This window comes from Vulcanococcus sp. Clear-D1, from assembly GCF_014654725.1.
Lineage (GTDB): Bacteria > Cyanobacteriota > Cyanobacteriia > PCC-6307 > Cyanobiaceae > Vulcanococcus.
In genome coordinates, this window is record NZ_JACVZV010000015.1 from 66,725 (window position 1) to 80,673 (window position 13,949).

Below are 13,949 nucleotides of genomic sequence, written 5' to 3' on the forward strand. Positions count from 1 at the left end.
CACCCTGATGCCCCAGGTTCCAGACGGGACCTGGGTTTTTTGTTGAAGCAGAACTAAGCCGCTAGGCCCATCGCCATCGCAGCGTCCTGCAGCAGGGCCTGCACGTAGGGGTGGGTGCCGCTGGGGTGGTCGCTGCTGAGCGTGCAAACGCCCGTGCGATCCGGCTGGCCCCGCAGCTCCTCGCCGGCGGCATTGCGGATGACCAGCGTGTCGCCATCGCGGCTCACCCAGTAATGACGGTTGCAACGCTCCAGCAGCAGTCCATCGCCTGAGCTGGAACGCAGGGCAGCGAGTTCGAGCTGCAGCTGTTCGGTGCCATTCCAGCGGTTGAGCCGCAGCTGGAAGGCCACATCCACCTCGGGTGGCAGGTTCTCTTCGCTGCCCCAACGCCAGGCGATGGCCCGCATCGCGGCATCGCCCTGGCGCAGGGTGAGCTGCAGATGTCCGCCGCGCAGCAGCCGCTGTTGGCTGATGCGGCAGCGGCTGCTCCAGAACAGCGGAGCGGGGTGGCCACTGCCGAATGGTTCGAGCTGCTGCAGTTGCTGCCAGAACTGCGGCGTCAGCTCGTGGAGTTGCACCAGGGCTTCCGGTTCCACCAGGCGCAGACCACCCTGCTGTTTCAGCCAGGTGTCAGCTCGTTCATTCAAGCGTTCATGCAGGGCCGTGATCTGCTCGGCCCGCACGGTGAAGCCGCCGGCAGCTGGGTGGCCTCCGTGGCGCTCCAGCAGATCGCTGCAGGCCTGTAGGGCTGCATCCACAGCGAAGCCCTTTGGAGCGCGCACGGAGGCCCGCAGGCGGCCATCCCCCTCGGAAGCCAGCAGGGCCACCGGGAGCCCGAAGGCATCCACCAGTCGTGCCGCCACGATGCCGATCACCCCGTGATGCCAATGGCTTTGGGCCAGCAGCAGGAATGGGCTGCGCTGCTCGCCATCGGCCTCCACTAGGGCCCGCGCTTCCGCTTCGATGGCATCGCAGAGGTCGCGGCGCTGGCGGTTGAGTTGCTCACATTGCCGCGCCAGCTCCAGGGCCTCGTCGTCGTCGGCGGTGGTGAGCAGCTCTACCACCAATTGGGGGTCACCGAGGCGCCCCACGGCGTTGATCCGCGGTGCGATTTGAAAGCCCACGGCTCCGGCATCCACCGGCGCATCGTCCAACCCGGCCACCTGTTGCAGCGCCTGCAGCCCGGCCAGTCCGCTGCGCTTGAGCGCCGGCAGGCCATCGATCAACCAGCGCCGGTTCACCCCCTGCAGCGGAGCCATGTCGGCGATGGTGCCGATGCAGAAGAGGTCGCGGGCCATCGCGAGCCCTTGCTCGGAGCGACAGTTGCGGGCTAAAGCCATGGCCAACACGTAGGCCAGCCCCACCCCCGCCAGACCTCTGTAGGGCGAGTGATCAGGGGTGCAGGCGGGGTGGAGCAGGGCCAGCAAGGGCGGTAGCTCCTCCGGCAGGGTGTGGTGATCGGTCACCACCACGTCCATCTCCAGCTCGTGCGCCCGCAGCAGGGCCTCGCGGGCGGCCACCCCGTTGTCCACCGTGACCAGCAGGCGGATCCCGTCGTCGGCTAGCCGTTCCACCATGCCGCTGTTGAGGCCGTAGCCGTCGTCGAGCCGGCTGGGAATTTCCGCCTGCGGTTTCGCCCCCAGATGGCGCAGAACCCCCACCAGCAGTGCGGTGCTGGTCATGCCGTCGGCGTCGTAATCGCCGCAGATGGCCAAGCGCTCCCCCTGTTTGCAGGCCTGGCGCAACCGCTGCACCGCTTTGCCCAGATCAGGGAAATGGCGGCGCGGGTCCGGCGCGGGGGCCGGATTGAGCAAGGCCTCGATCGCTGCGCCATCGCTGTAGCCGCGGCGTTGCAGCACCGCCAGCAGCGGGTCACACAAGCCGCTGCCGCGCAGCTCGGGATTGATCTGAACCGGAGCCGGTAACTGCCAGCGCTGCTCAGAAGGAAGAGGGAGCAACGCCAGGGGCTCGGACCGTCTCCATTCTGCGGGGCGCTGCCGCAGCGTCCACCGCCTTGGGCTGGCTTTCGGTCCACTCCTTAGCCTGCAGGCCTGATGGAGCTGCAGATGGTGAGTGGACCTTCCGCGCTGCTCTGGGATGTGGATGGCACCCTCGCTGAAACGGAGTTGGACGGGCACCGCCTGGCCTTCAACCGCGCCTTTGCTGAGGCCGGCCTGCGCTGGCAGTGGGATGTGGCCTGCTATCAGCAGTTGGTGCGCATCAGCGGGGGGCGCGAGCGCATCAGCGCCTATCTGAGTGATGTGGAAGGCGCGGTGCCCGATCCAGAACGGGTGGAGCGGCTGCAGCTGGCCAAGCAACGCCACTACAACGCGCTGGTGGAGCAGGGCGCCTTGCGCTTGCGCCCCGGGGTGGAGCGCTTGATCCGCAGTGCTCGCAAGGCGGGTCTGGCACAGGCGATCGTGACCACCAGCAGCCGCCAGGCGGTGCAGGCTCTGCTGGATCGGCTGTTGCCCGATCACGCTGCCTGTTTTGGCCTGTGGGTGTGCGGTGAGGATGTGCCGCGCAAGAAGCCTGATCCGGCCGCCTATGCCCTGGCCCTGGAACGGCTGAACCTGCCTGCCGAAGGTGCGATCGCTCTGGAGGATTCCGGCAATGGCGTGGCCGCTGCCACGGGGGCTGGCCTCACCACGGTGGTGACCCGCAGCGGTTCCAGTGCTACCGAGGCTCCGGAAGCCTTTGCCGCTGCCTCTGTTGTGCTGGATCACCTGGGTGATCCGGATCAACCGAACTCTGTGCAGCGCGGCCCCGCTTGCCCCTTGGGCCAGGTCACGCTCTCCTATCTGCAACAGCTGCTGCCGGCCTGATGACGCTCCCGCTTCAGCGCACCCGTTTTGATGGCCTGCAGCGCCGGTTGGGTGGGTTGTTGCTGGGCGGTTTCCGGGGCAGCTGGCGGCGGCGCAGCCTGGCGGTGTTAGCCCTGCTGCTTGGCTTCTACGCCGGGGAGAACATCACGGCGCTGTGGTTGGAGCGGGTGGGGCAGCGGCCGGTGGTGGTGCTGTTGCTGGTGCTGTTGCTCGAGCTGATGGTGCGGCTGCGCACCCGCCTGGTGGGAGAGCGGCCCGGGCTTGGCTGGATCCTCACCGACAACCTGCGCCTGGGTGTGGTGTACGCCGTGGTGCTGGAAGCGTTCAAGCTCGGCTCATGAGCCTGGAGGATGCCCTGCTGGCCTGGTGCCAAGGGGAAACGCGCAGCGGCCGCCGGCCGGTGATCGGCTTGAACGGCCCGGTGGGTGCGGGCAAGAGCACCCTGGCCCGCGGCCTGCAGCAGCGCTTTGCCGCCGCCGATTTGCAGTTGGCGGTGGCCTCCATCGATGACGCCTACTTGCCCTGGCAGCAGCGGCTGGAGGCGATGCAAGGCAATCCCTACGGCGTAAACCGCGTTCCACCAGGCAGCCATGATCCTTCGGCCCTGCTGGCGGGTGTGCGCCCATGGCGGAGCGGAGCCGACCAGGAGCTTGAGCTGCCCCGCTTCGATAAGACCCTGCGCGCTGGGCAGGGTGATCGCGTGGCTCCCTGGCGTGGCGCGGCCGATGCGCTGCTGCTGGAGGGCTGGATGCTGGGCTGCCAGCCCTTGCCTGATTCCCGGCTCTCCTCCGAGGCCTTGAAGGAGCTGCAGCCGCATCTCAATGCAGCGGAGCAGGCCTGGCTCCTGCGCTGTAACCAGGCTCTAGTGGCCTATCAGCCGCTCTGGCAGGAGCTCGATCAGCTGCTGATGCTCTGGCCAAGTGACTGGCGATGGCCCCGCCGCTGGCGCCTGCAGGCCGAGGCGCGGCAACGCCGCAGCGGCGGCGGTTGGATGCCTGCAGTGGAGCTCGACCGCTTGGTGCAGGCCACGTTGAAGTCGTTGCCGCCGGATCTCTATCAGGGCCCCGTCTTGGCTCGTGCCAATGGCGTACGGGTACTGGATCGCCGCAGGCGATGTGTGTGGGAGGGCAGCGGTGAGGCTGCCCTGCAGCACTGGGCTCAGCCCTGCTCGGTCTCGTCCTCAGCCACGGGGTAAACGAAGCCCTGAGCGCGGCCGCTCAGCACAGCCTTACCGATGGATAGGGCCTTCTGGGCGGCAATGGCAGCCTTGCCCTTCCAGGTGGCATGGCGCTGATTGCGCTTGCCCTTGGACGTTTTCTTCTTGGGAACAGCCATCCCGCTTGATTTCAGCCAAACCAAGAGTTTCCATCGCCGCCTTCCCTTTCGTCAAATCGCTAAGCTCAAATCCAAGATTCAGGCCGGTGTGAGCAGCAGCGTTTCTTCTGATCTGCCGGCGGATTTGGGCCTGGTGCGTGCACCGCAGCCCAGTTACACGCAGCTGCTGCAACAGCTGCGTGCTGGAACGGTGAAGGAGTTGTTGCTCTCTCCCGGCCAGCGGCAAGTGAAGGTCACCTATGCCGATGGCAAACAGGTGACCGTGCCGGTGTTCAGCAACGATCAATTGTTGCTGCGCACGGCTCAGGAGGCGCAGGTTCCGCTCACCGTGCGCGATGAGCGCCAGGACCAAGCAACGGCCAGTCTGGTGTCGAACGGCTTGTTGCTGTTGCTGTTGTTTGGCGGCCTGGCCTTGCTGCTGCGTCGCTCCGCCCAGGTGGCCAATCGCGCCATGGGCTTTGGCCGCAGCAAGGCGCGCATGGCCCAAAGCGAAGCCGCAGTGGCCGTGCGCTTTGAAGATGTAGCTGGCATTCAGGAAGCCAAGGAAGAACTCCAAGAGGTGGTGGCCTTCCTGAAGGAGCCGGAACGGTTCACCGCTGTGGGCGCACGGATTCCCAAAGGTGTGCTGCTGGTGGGGCCTCCAGGCACGGGTAAGACCCTCCTCGCCAAGGCGATCGCCGGGGAAGCGGGTGTGCCGTTCTTTTCGATGGCCGCTTCCGAGTTCGTGGAGCTGTTTGTGGGCGTGGGTGCCAGCCGGGTGCGGGATCTATTCCGCCAGGCCAAAGAGAAGGCTCCCTGCATCGTGTTCATCGATGAGATCGATGCGGTGGGCCGCCAGCGCGGAGCCGGCATCGGTGGCGGCAATGATGAGCGTGAGCAGACGCTCAACCAGCTGCTCACAGAAATGGATGGCTTCGCCGAAAACTCCGGCGTGATCCTCCTGGCCGCCACCAACCGCCCGGATGTGCTCGATGCGGCGTTGATGCGCCCAGGGCGCTTTGATCGCCGCATCCATGTGGATCTGCCCGATCGGCGCGGGCGTGAGGCGATTCTGGCCGTGCATGCCCGTTCCAGACCGCTCGACCCTGAGGTGTCGCTGGCTGACTGGGCCAGTCGCACCCCGGGATTCTCAGGAGCCGATCTCTCCAACCTGCTCAATGAAGCGGCCATCCTCACGGCGCGGCGTGAGCGCAGTTGCATCGATGACGCCGCCATTGGCGATGCCCTCGAGCGCATCACCATGGGGCTCACCGCTGCCCCCCTGCAGGACAGCGCAAAGAAACGCCTGATCGCGTATCACGAGATCGGCCATGCCCTGCTCACCACCCTGCTGCCCGCCGCCGATCGGCTCGATAAGGTCACGTTGCTGCCGCGGGTAGGGGGCGTGGGTGGCTTTGCCCGCACGATGCCGGATGAAGACGTGCTCGATTCCGGGCTGATCAGCAAGGCCTACCTGCAAGCTCGCCTTGTTGTGGCGATGGGTGGTCGTGCCGCTGAACTGGTGGTGTTTGGTCCCAGCGAGATCACCCAGGGTGCTGCCGGTGATCTGGAGATGGTGAGCCGCATCGGCCGCGAGATGGTGACCCGCTATGGCTTTTCATCCCTGGGGCCCGTCTCGCTGGAAGGCGAGGGGCATGAGGTGTTCCTTGGCCGCGATTGGCTGCGTTCTGAACCCCACTACTCCCAGGAAACCGGAAGCCGCATCGATGCGCAGGTGCAGCAGCTGGCCAGGGGTTCCTTAGATCAGGCTGTGGCATTGCTCACGCCCCGCCGCGCTCTGATGGACGAGCTCGTGGAGCTCTTGATCCAACGCGAAACGATCGAGGGAGCGGATTTCACCGCCCTGGTGGAGCAATACGAGCAGCGGCGGAGCCAAGCGGCCGTGGCTTAGGCGAAGCGGATGTCGAGGCTGCGCAGATAGGTGTGCAGGCCGGCATCCTGAATCGGCAACAGCCAGGCCGGCTCGCCACTCTCGTTCACGTGGGAGTGCCAGTGGCCTGGAGGGGTGATGAAGGCGCCACCGCTCTGCCAGTCGATGCGGCGGGGGTTGCGGATGCTGCCGTCGCTGTTGAGCTCCGTGCCTACCAGGGTGTACACCCCGGGGTGGCAGTTGATGATCAGATCGAGGGCAACCGATTGATGCCGGTGTGGAGCCTGAGTGGCGCCAGCGGGCACGATGCCGAACATCGCCCAGAGCACATGGGTCACGGTGCGGGTGCTGGGCAGGTCGCGGTTGGCCAGCAGCAGGCTGACGCGGTTGCTGCTGACACTGCCCGGTTGGCGCGCTAGCTCCTCCAACTCGGCCTGCATCCAGGCAGCGCTGTAGTGGGTGGGCTCAAACCGTGCAGCGGATGGGCTCACCCCCAGATAGCTGAGCAGAGGCCCGTCGTGCACCCAATACAGAACGCTGGTGCTGCTGGCTTCCAGCAGGGGAGTGCCGCCGGCGGGCAAGACAAACAGATCGCCCTGCTGCCAGTGGATCTCTGCATCCCTGGGGCTGCTGCCATCGGCCGGGCGCACGCGGCACACGCCGCTGCCTGAGAGCACAAAGAACAGCGAACTGGTGACTTCAGCCGCGGCGCGCACGCCTTCGCCGGCCTCGATGCGAATGAAATGGGCCGCCAGAGCTGGGCTGGTGGCCGGACCTGCAACCCCTAGCTCAGCGCTCAGGTCGAGGGGAAGCACGCCTGTGGGGCCCTGCTCATGCAGTTCAGGCCCCCAGCTGCGGTAGGGGATCGGATCGGTCAGCCCAGGCCGCACCGGGTTGGCTGCCTGGCGGTAATCGAACAGCTGAGCCTTGCTGGCAGCGGGCTCGTTGTGACGCTTGCGCTCGGGGGCCTGGGTCATGGAACCACTGTTGCGGATCAGCCGCCGGCGACGGCGGGAACGATGCTCACTTCATCACCGTCCTTGAGGGCGGTGGTCTGGTTGTCGAGGAAGCGGATGTCCTCGCTGTTCACGTACACGTTGAGGAAGCGGCGCAGTTTGCCGGCTTCATCGCACAGGCGCCCCTTCAGGCCGGGGTAGCGGCCGTCGAGGGCCTCGATCAGGCTGTCCACGCTGCTGGCATCCAGCTCAACGCTGGCTTCGTCGTTGGTGAACTTCTGCAGGGGGGTGGGGATCAGAACCTGAACGGGCATGGTCGGGAGATGAGGGTTGCGGAGGACGGGATGGGCTTGAGGATCAGCCGGCCTGGGCGGCTTGGGCCTGCTGCCAGGCGGCGTTGAAGCTGTCGAGCTGGGCTTCGATTGTGTAGGGCTGGCCGATGTGATCAACCACAGCCTCGGTGGTCTTGAGGCCGTTGCCGGTGATGTAGGCCACGGTGCGCTCTTCAGGGTTGATCTTGCCCTGCTCCACCAGCTTCTTGAGCACCGCAATCGTGGTGCCGCCGGCGGTTTCGGTGAACACGCCTTCGGTTTCCGCCAGCAGCTTGATGCCGTCGATGATCTCGGCGTCGGTCACGTCAGTGATGTTGCCGCCGGTGCGATTGGCGATGTCGATGGCATAGGGGCCGTCGGCGGGGTTGCCGATCGCGATCGACTTGGCAATGGTGTTGGGCTTCACCGGGGTGATGAAGTCGCGGCCTTCGCGGAAGGCGGTGGCGATGGGGTTGCAGCCTTCGGCTTGGGCGCCGCTGAAGCGCACAGCCTTCTCGTCCACCAACCCGCACTTGATGAATTCATCGAAGCCCTTGCGGATCTTGGTGAACAGGGAGCCGGAGGCCAGTGGCGCCACGATGTGGTCAGGCAGTTCCCAACCCAGCTGTTCGATCACCTCGTAGCCGAGGGTCTTGGAGCCTTCGGAGTAGTAGGGGCGCAGGTTGATGTTCACGAAGCCCCAGCCGTAGGTGTTGGCCACCTCCGAGCACAGGCGATTCACCTGGTCGTAGTTGCCCTTCACCGCCATCAAGGTGGGGTTGTAGATCAGGGTGCCGAGCACCTTGCCCAGCTCCAGATCGCTGGGGATGAACACGCAGCAATCGAGCCCGGCGTGGGCGGCGATGGCGGCGGTGGAGTTGGCCAGGTTGCCGGTGGAAGCACAACTCACCGTCTTGAAGCCCAGTTCGCGGGCGCGGGTGAGGGCCACGCTCACCACACGGTCCTTGAAGGAGAGCGTCGGCATGTTCACGCCGTCGTTCTTGATGTAGAGGCTCTTGAGCCCCAGGCGCTTGGCCAGATTGTTGGCTTTGAGCAGCGGGGTGAAGCCGGTGCCCACATCGATCGGATCGCCGGCGATTGGCAGGAATTCCCGGTAGCGCCAGATCGAGGCGGGGCCGGCTTCGATCGTGGCGCGGCTGACGCGGCTCTTGATCGCCTCGTAGTCGTAGACCACCTCCAGCGGACCGAAGCACACGTCTTCGCAAACGTGGCGGGCGCCTGCTTCGTAGGGCTGGCCGCACTCCTTGCAGCGCAGGCCCGTGAAGGTGGGGCCAGCGGTGGAGAGGGAAAGGGTCGCCGTCACGATCACGTCGTTGAGGTGAGTGGAAGCTAGCAGCGCTGTTTGCACCGTTGATTAATACCCGATTCTGTGGATCGGGTATTGAGTGGTGTTCTGCTTGTCGCTGTTGGCCGCCTTGACCCGCTCTCGGCGCTGCCTAGCCTCAGGCAGTGCTCGGTTCACTCCTTGCGGCTTTCCGTTGATGCCCTGAAGCGGGACCTGCGCTGGCTGGGCTGGCTGGCCATCGGCCTGGGCCTGTTGGTGCTGGTGCCGCGCCTGGTGATCGAGGCGCAGTGGTTTGCTCAGTTTCAGGGCCAGTCGGTGGTGCTGCGCCGCTGGTTGTTCCAGCTGCTTGCCTTCGCGCTGGTGTTCGGCCTGGGGGTTCCCCTGCAGCTGCAGCAATTGCAGCGCTGCTGGCGGCTGCGCCAGCAGGTCACGCGCAAGACGCTGCCGCTTGCTCCGTTGGTGCCGTTGGGCCCGCCTCTGCTGGTGGGCTTGTTTGTTGGCCTGCTCCTGCTTCTGGCCGGTGGGCTCACCTATTTGATGGTGCAGGCCAGTGATCTGATCGCGGCACCGTTCAGCGGCGATGTGATCACCGGGATCCCGGTGTTAGCGGATCTGCCTCCGTTGTTGTTCCTCGGGCTGGGCGCGGCACTGCTACCGCTGCTGTTGCTCTGGCCTTACACCAGCCTGCGGGTGGCGCTGGCTGCTGCCCTGGCAGGTTCGGCCACGGCGGTGGCTCGCGGTTGGAGCCTCTGGTTGCCGGCGCTCCTGGCGGTGCCATTTGGTGAACGCGATCCGCTCACGGGCTTTGATCTGAGTTTCACGGTGCTGCGCCTCCCCGCATTGCATCTGCTGGTGAGCGTGGTGCTGGTGCAGGGGCTGGTGGGTTTGGCCGGCTGCCTCTGGCTCACCTTCAGTGAAGGCAACAGCCTCTCGGAGCTGCGCTTTCCAGGCCTGAGCCGCGAGCAGCAGCAGGTGTTGCAGCCGCAGCTGGCGGTGCTGGCGCTGATGGCTGCGCTCAGCAATGCTCTGGCGCCCTTTGATCTGATGTTGCACGGCAGCGGTGTGGCTGCCGGTGCCGGTTTCGTGGATCTGCACGTGCGGCTCCCTCTGCGCCTGCTGCTCGCGCTGCTGTTGCTGCTCACCGGCATCGGCCTACTGGTGCCGATTCCGCGCCGCTGGTTGCGGCGCGGGGCGCTGCTGCCTCTGCTCTCCACCACCGTGCTGGTGCCCTTTGCGGAATGGGTGGTGGCGCCTGTGGTGCAGCGCATCTGGGTGCAGCCCCGGGAGCTGGCGCTGGAAGCCCCCTATCTGCGCCGCACCATCGATGCCACGCGCCGTGCTTTTGGGCTGGAGGCTGTGCGGAGCGTGGATCTCTCGCCGCGGCAGCAGCTCACACCCGCTGATCTCCAATCAGCCCCGGGCACCCTCGCCAACGTGCGCCTCTGGGATAGCGGCCCGCTGCTGGAGGCCAACCGTCAGCTGCAGCAGCTGCGCCTCTACTACCGCTTCCCCTCGGCAGCGGTGGATCGCTACCCCTTGAATGCCGACCCCGAACGCCAGGGCAAGCAGCAGGTGCTGATCGCCGCCCGTGAGCTCGACACCTCTGCCCTGGCGAAGAACTCCCGCACCTGGCTGAACCGCCACCTGGTGTTCACCCACGGCTACGGCTTCACCGTGTCCACGGTGAATGCCTCCGGCCCCGATGGGCTTCCGCTCTACTTCGTCAAAGACCTGGGCCGCAGCGGCAAGGTGCAGGGCATCCCCCAGCTGGGCATCAGCGATGCCCAGGCGCAGCAGGCTCTGCCGGTGGGTCGCCCCAAGTTGTATTTCGCGTCCGACCGCGCGCCTTACGCGATCGCCCCCACTCAGGTGCGGGAATTTGATTACCCCGAGGGTGATCTCAACGTTTATTCCCACTACGACGGCCGGGCCGGGGTGCCGATCCATGGCCCCATCGACCGTGTGATGGCTGCCCTTTATCTGTGGGAGCCACGGTTGCTGTTCACCGGCTCGCTCACCCCAGACTCCCGCCTGTTGATGCGTCGCCAGGTGAACCAGCGGCTCACGGCCCTGGCCCCCTTCCTGCGCTTCGAGAGCAAGCCCTATTTGGTCACCGCCCGGGTGAACAGCGAGCCGGGCTTCCAGAACGACCATCACCAGTACTGGCTGCTGGATGGCTTCACCGTGAGCCGCAGCTATCCCTATTCCGACCCCAACCCCAGCGGTATCCGCTACTTCCGCAATCCGGTGAAGGCGGTGGTGGATGCCTACAACGGCCACGTCTGGCTCTACGTGAGCGACCCCACCGACCCGGTGTTGCGCACCTGGAAACGGGCCTTCCCCGATCTGTTCAAGCCACTGTCAGCCATGCCGCCTGAGCTGCTGGCTCACATTCAGGTGCCCCAGAGCCAGTTCCAGGTGCAGGCGGAGCGGCTGCTTCGTTACCACGTCACCGACGTGCGCACCTTCTACAACGGCGACGATGTGTGGGCGATCCCCCAGGAGATCTACGGCAGCAGCACAACCCCCGTGCGTCCCTACCACGTGACGATGCAGCTACCTGGGGAGACACGGCCGGAGTTTGTATTGCTGCTGCCGTTCACCCCATTGCGGCGGGCCAACATGGTGGGTTGGCTGGCTGCCCGCAACGACACCCCGCACTACGGCGAACTGCTGCTGGCCCGCTTCCCGCAGCAGCGCCTGCTGCTGGGCCCTCAGCAGGTGTCGGCACTGATCGAGCAGGACCCGGCGATCAGTTATCAGTTCGGCCTCTGGAATCGCGAAGGATCCAAGCTGATTCGCGGCAATCTGTTGGTGATGCCGGTGGGCAAAGGCTTGCTCTATGTGGAGCCGATCTATCTGCAGAGCACCAACAATGCTCTGCCCACCTTGGTGCGGGTGGTGGTCACCGATGGCCGCCGCTTCGTGATGGAGCGCAATCTCGATGCGGCGTTGCAGGAGCTGGTATCGGCCCAGCCACGCCCGCTGCCTCAGGCGCTCACCTTGCCGGAGCCCGGAGCTGCGCCTGCCTTTCAGCCATGAAAAAGGGGGCCGTTAGGCCCCCTTGTCATCCGTGATCAGGACTCAGTGATCCCGGCGATCAGGCAGCCACAGCAGTCTTGGGGTCGAGTTCGCCCTTGGCGTACAGACCGGCGTAGTAGTTGATGTCGCGCTGCTTGATCTTGCTGGCGTTGCCGGCGCACCAGAACTGCTGGTAACGATCCAGGCACACCTGCTTCATGTAGGCCCGGGCGGGCTTGTTGAAGTGGCGGGGATCGAAGTTGGCGGGATCCTTGGCGGCGGCTTCACGCACAGCGGCGGTGAAGGCGAGGCGGTTGTCGGTGTCGATGTTCACCTTGCGCACACCGTTGCGGATGCCTTCCTGGATTTCTTCCACGGGCACGCCGTAGGTCTCGGGGATGGCACCGCCGTACTTGTTGATCATGTCCAGCCACTCCTGGGGCACGGAGGAGGAGCCGTGCATCACCAGGTGGGTGTTGGGGATGGCCTTGTGGATTTCAGCGATGCGGCTGATGGCCAGCACTTCGCCGGTGGGCTTACGGGTGAACTTGTAAGCGCCGTGGCTGGTGCCGATGGCAATCGCCAGGGCATCCACCTTGGTCTTGGCGACGAAGTCGGCAGCCTCAGCGGGATCGGTGAGCAGCTGGCTGTGGTCGAGCTTGCCCTCGAAACCGTGGCCGTCCTCGGCCTCACCCATGCCGGTCTCCAGGGAGCCCAGGCAGCCAAGTTCGCCTTCCACGCTCACGCCGATGGCGTGGGCCACATCCACCACTTCCTTGGTCACAGCCACGTTGTACTCGTAGCTGGCGGGGGTCTTGGCGTCGGCCATCAGGGAGCCGTCCATCATCACCGAGGTGAAGCCGTTGGCGGCAGCACCGAAGCAGGTGGCGGGGCTGTTGCCGTGGTCCTGGTGCATCACCACCGGGATGTCGGGATAGGTCTCGACAGCGGCCAGGATCAGGTGGCGCAGGAAGTTCTCACCGGCGTACTGACGGGCGCCGCGGGAGGCCTGCAGGATCACCGGGGAGTCGGTCTCGTAGGCCGCCTCCATGATCGACTGCACCTGCTCCAGGTTGTTCACGTTGAAAGCAGGGATGCCGTAGCCGTTTTCAGCGGCGTGGTCGAGCAGCAGCCGAAGCGGGACGAGCGCCATGGGGACACCGGGAGAGTGAATGCGGGCGATCCTAACTGGCGCCTTTTTCGTCTAAATCGCCTGGCGGATGCCGCTGTCGGCTGCCTGCAGAGCTCGGTCGCAGATCAGCTGGCTGTGCGCGGCTTCCGAAAGCCCCGGCCGCATCGGCCGGCCGTCCAGTGCCGCTTCAGCCCACCACTCGATCAGACGGCGCACCGGGGCAACACGGCCATCGGGCCAGGTGTGGCCAAAGGCCAGCTGCGGATCGGGGCTCAGTTCCTCGAGCCGTCCGCCTTGAGAGGAGCGCCACAGCTGAAAGCCGTGCACGTAGTCGCTCTGATTGCTGGAGCCGAGCACCAGCGTTCCTTCGCTGCCATACACCTCGATCCAGTAGCCCCGGCCTGGCCGCGTCACCGAGGCCAGGCTCACCTGGGCTGGCACCCTGTGGCCCTCGGCGGTCTCCAGCTCAAGCTGCAGAAGGGCAATGTCTTCGGCATCTACCGCAGCCAGGCGGCCGCTGCCATCGGCCAGGGGGCGATGGGGAATGGCCATGCTGCGCAGGCAGCTCACCTGCCGGGCCGGCCCCAGCAGCCAGTGCAGGGTGTCGAAGGCGTGCGTGCCTAGGGATCCCAGCACCCCGCCGCCCGCGGCTCGCTGGGAATACCAGTTCCAGGGGCGGCTGGCATCGGCGCGGCTGCCCATCAGCCAATCGAGCTTGATCAGCCAGGGTGTGCCGATGGCGCCATGCTGCAGCAGGGCTGCCAGTTGCATGAAGGCCGGCACGGCGCGGTATTCGAAATCCACTGCTACCGCCACGCCCGCGCTGAGGGCCTGGCGCTGCAGCTCCTCGATCTGACTGGCCTCCAGGGCTACTGGTTTCTCCAGCAGCAGGTGCTTGCCGGCGGCGATCGCTGCCTCGGCCAGAGCGAAACGCGGCTCTGGTGGTGTGGCGATCACCAGCGCCTCCACGCGGGGATCGGCCAGTAGGTCGTCAAAGCTGCTGAACCCTGGCAAGCCGCTCGCGGCGCAGGCTTGCTCGAGCCGCTCCGGCCTGTGATGCCAAAGGGCAACAGGCTCGGTGAGCGCGCAGTCACGCAGGGCTGGCAGGTGCACCTTCTCGCCGAAGCCGAGGCCCACAAGGGCCACACCGAGGGAACGCTGCGAGGAGGGGGCTGCCGTCACGGGCGGATGGT

General features: G+C 66.0%; 12 protein-coding genes. 5 read left to right on the plus strand and 7 right to left on the minus strand.

Going from position 1 to position 13,949, the window contains the following annotated elements; translation table 11 throughout:
- Positions 1-53: 53 nt before the first annotated feature.
- Positions 54-1,958, minus strand: coding sequence for a single-stranded-DNA-specific exonuclease RecJ (gene recJ / locus H9532_RS04615; protein WP_296366070.1), 1,905 nt, complete (start codon positions 1,956-1,958; stop codon positions 54-56).
- A gap of 111 nt (positions 1,959-2,069) precedes the next feature.
- Between recJ and H9532_RS04620 the strand changes: the two genes are divergently transcribed.
- The 3 genes from H9532_RS04620 to H9532_RS04630 are packed head-to-tail and all read left to right on the plus strand — an operon-like array spanning position 2,070 to position 4,020.
- Entirely contained in the window at positions 2,070-2,825 is a 756-nt protein-coding gene (locus H9532_RS04620) for an HAD-IA family hydrolase (RefSeq protein ID WP_296366071.1), read from the plus strand.
- Positions 2,825-3,166, plus strand: a complete 342-nt coding sequence (locus H9532_RS04625) for a DUF565 domain-containing protein (protein WP_296366072.1) — start codon at positions 2,825-2,827, stop codon at positions 3,164-3,166. Before H9532_RS04620 ends, H9532_RS04625 begins: the two co-directional genes overlap by 1 nt.
- Positions 3,163-4,020: a hypothetical protein gene (locus tag H9532_RS04630; protein WP_296366073.1), complete on the plus strand. Its 858-nt coding sequence runs from the start codon at positions 3,163-3,165 to the stop codon at positions 4,018-4,020. Before H9532_RS04625 ends, H9532_RS04630 begins: the two co-directional genes overlap by 4 nt.
- On the opposite strand, the gene rpmF is transcribed toward H9532_RS04630, so the two are convergent.
- On the minus strand, positions 3,984-4,160 hold the full coding sequence (rpmF, locus tag H9532_RS04635; protein WP_010309295.1) for a 50S ribosomal protein L32: 177 nt from the start codon (positions 4,158-4,160) through the stop codon (positions 3,984-3,986). The two genes, H9532_RS04630 and rpmF, sit on opposite strands and share 37 nt — an antisense overlap.
- Before the next feature lie 88 nt (positions 4,161-4,248).
- Between rpmF and ftsH the strand changes: the two genes are divergently transcribed.
- Positions 4,249-6,051, plus strand: coding sequence for an ATP-dependent zinc metalloprotease FtsH (gene ftsH, locus H9532_RS04640; RefSeq protein ID WP_296366074.1), 1,803 nt, complete (start codon positions 4,249-4,251; stop codon positions 6,049-6,051).
- On the opposite strand, the gene H9532_RS04645 is transcribed toward ftsH, so the two are convergent.
- The 3 genes from H9532_RS04645 to thrC are packed head-to-tail and all read right to left on the minus strand — an operon-like array spanning position 6,048 to position 8,621.
- A complete protein-coding gene (locus H9532_RS04645; protein WP_296366075.1) occupies positions 6,048-7,007 on the minus strand; it encodes a cupin in 960 nt (319 codons plus the stop codon). The two genes, ftsH and H9532_RS04645, sit on opposite strands and share 4 nt — an antisense overlap.
- A 17-nt stretch (positions 7,008-7,024) precedes the next feature.
- Positions 7,025-7,300 carry a MoaD/ThiS family protein gene (locus tag H9532_RS04650; RefSeq protein WP_296366076.1) on the minus strand — a complete coding sequence of 92 codons (276 nt, stop codon included), beginning with the start codon at positions 7,298-7,300 and terminating at the stop codon, positions 7,025-7,027.
- Between the two features lie 43 nt (positions 7,301-7,343).
- Positions 7,344-8,621 carry a threonine synthase gene (thrC, locus tag H9532_RS04655; protein ID WP_296366077.1) on the minus strand — a complete coding sequence of 426 codons (1,278 nt, stop codon included), beginning with the start codon at positions 8,619-8,621 and terminating at the stop codon, positions 7,344-7,346.
- A gap of 162 nt (positions 8,622-8,783) precedes the next feature.
- Between thrC and H9532_RS04660 the strand changes: the two genes are divergently transcribed.
- Positions 8,784-11,645, plus strand: coding sequence for a UPF0182 family protein (locus H9532_RS04660; protein ID WP_296366078.1), 2,862 nt, complete (start codon positions 8,784-8,786; stop codon positions 11,643-11,645).
- 58 nt (positions 11,646-11,703) lie between these two features.
- Here the strand turns inward: H9532_RS04660 and fba are convergent, their stop codons facing one another.
- Entirely contained in the window at positions 11,704-12,777 is a 1,074-nt protein-coding gene (fba, locus tag H9532_RS04665) for a class II fructose-bisphosphate aldolase (protein WP_010309272.1), read from the minus strand.
- Positions 12,778-12,828: 51 nt separating this feature from the next.
- A complete protein-coding gene (locus tag H9532_RS04670) occupies positions 12,829-13,938 on the minus strand; it encodes a Gfo/Idh/MocA family oxidoreductase (RefSeq protein WP_296366079.1) in 1,110 nt (369 codons plus the stop codon).
- Positions 13,939-13,949 lie beyond the last annotated feature (11 nt).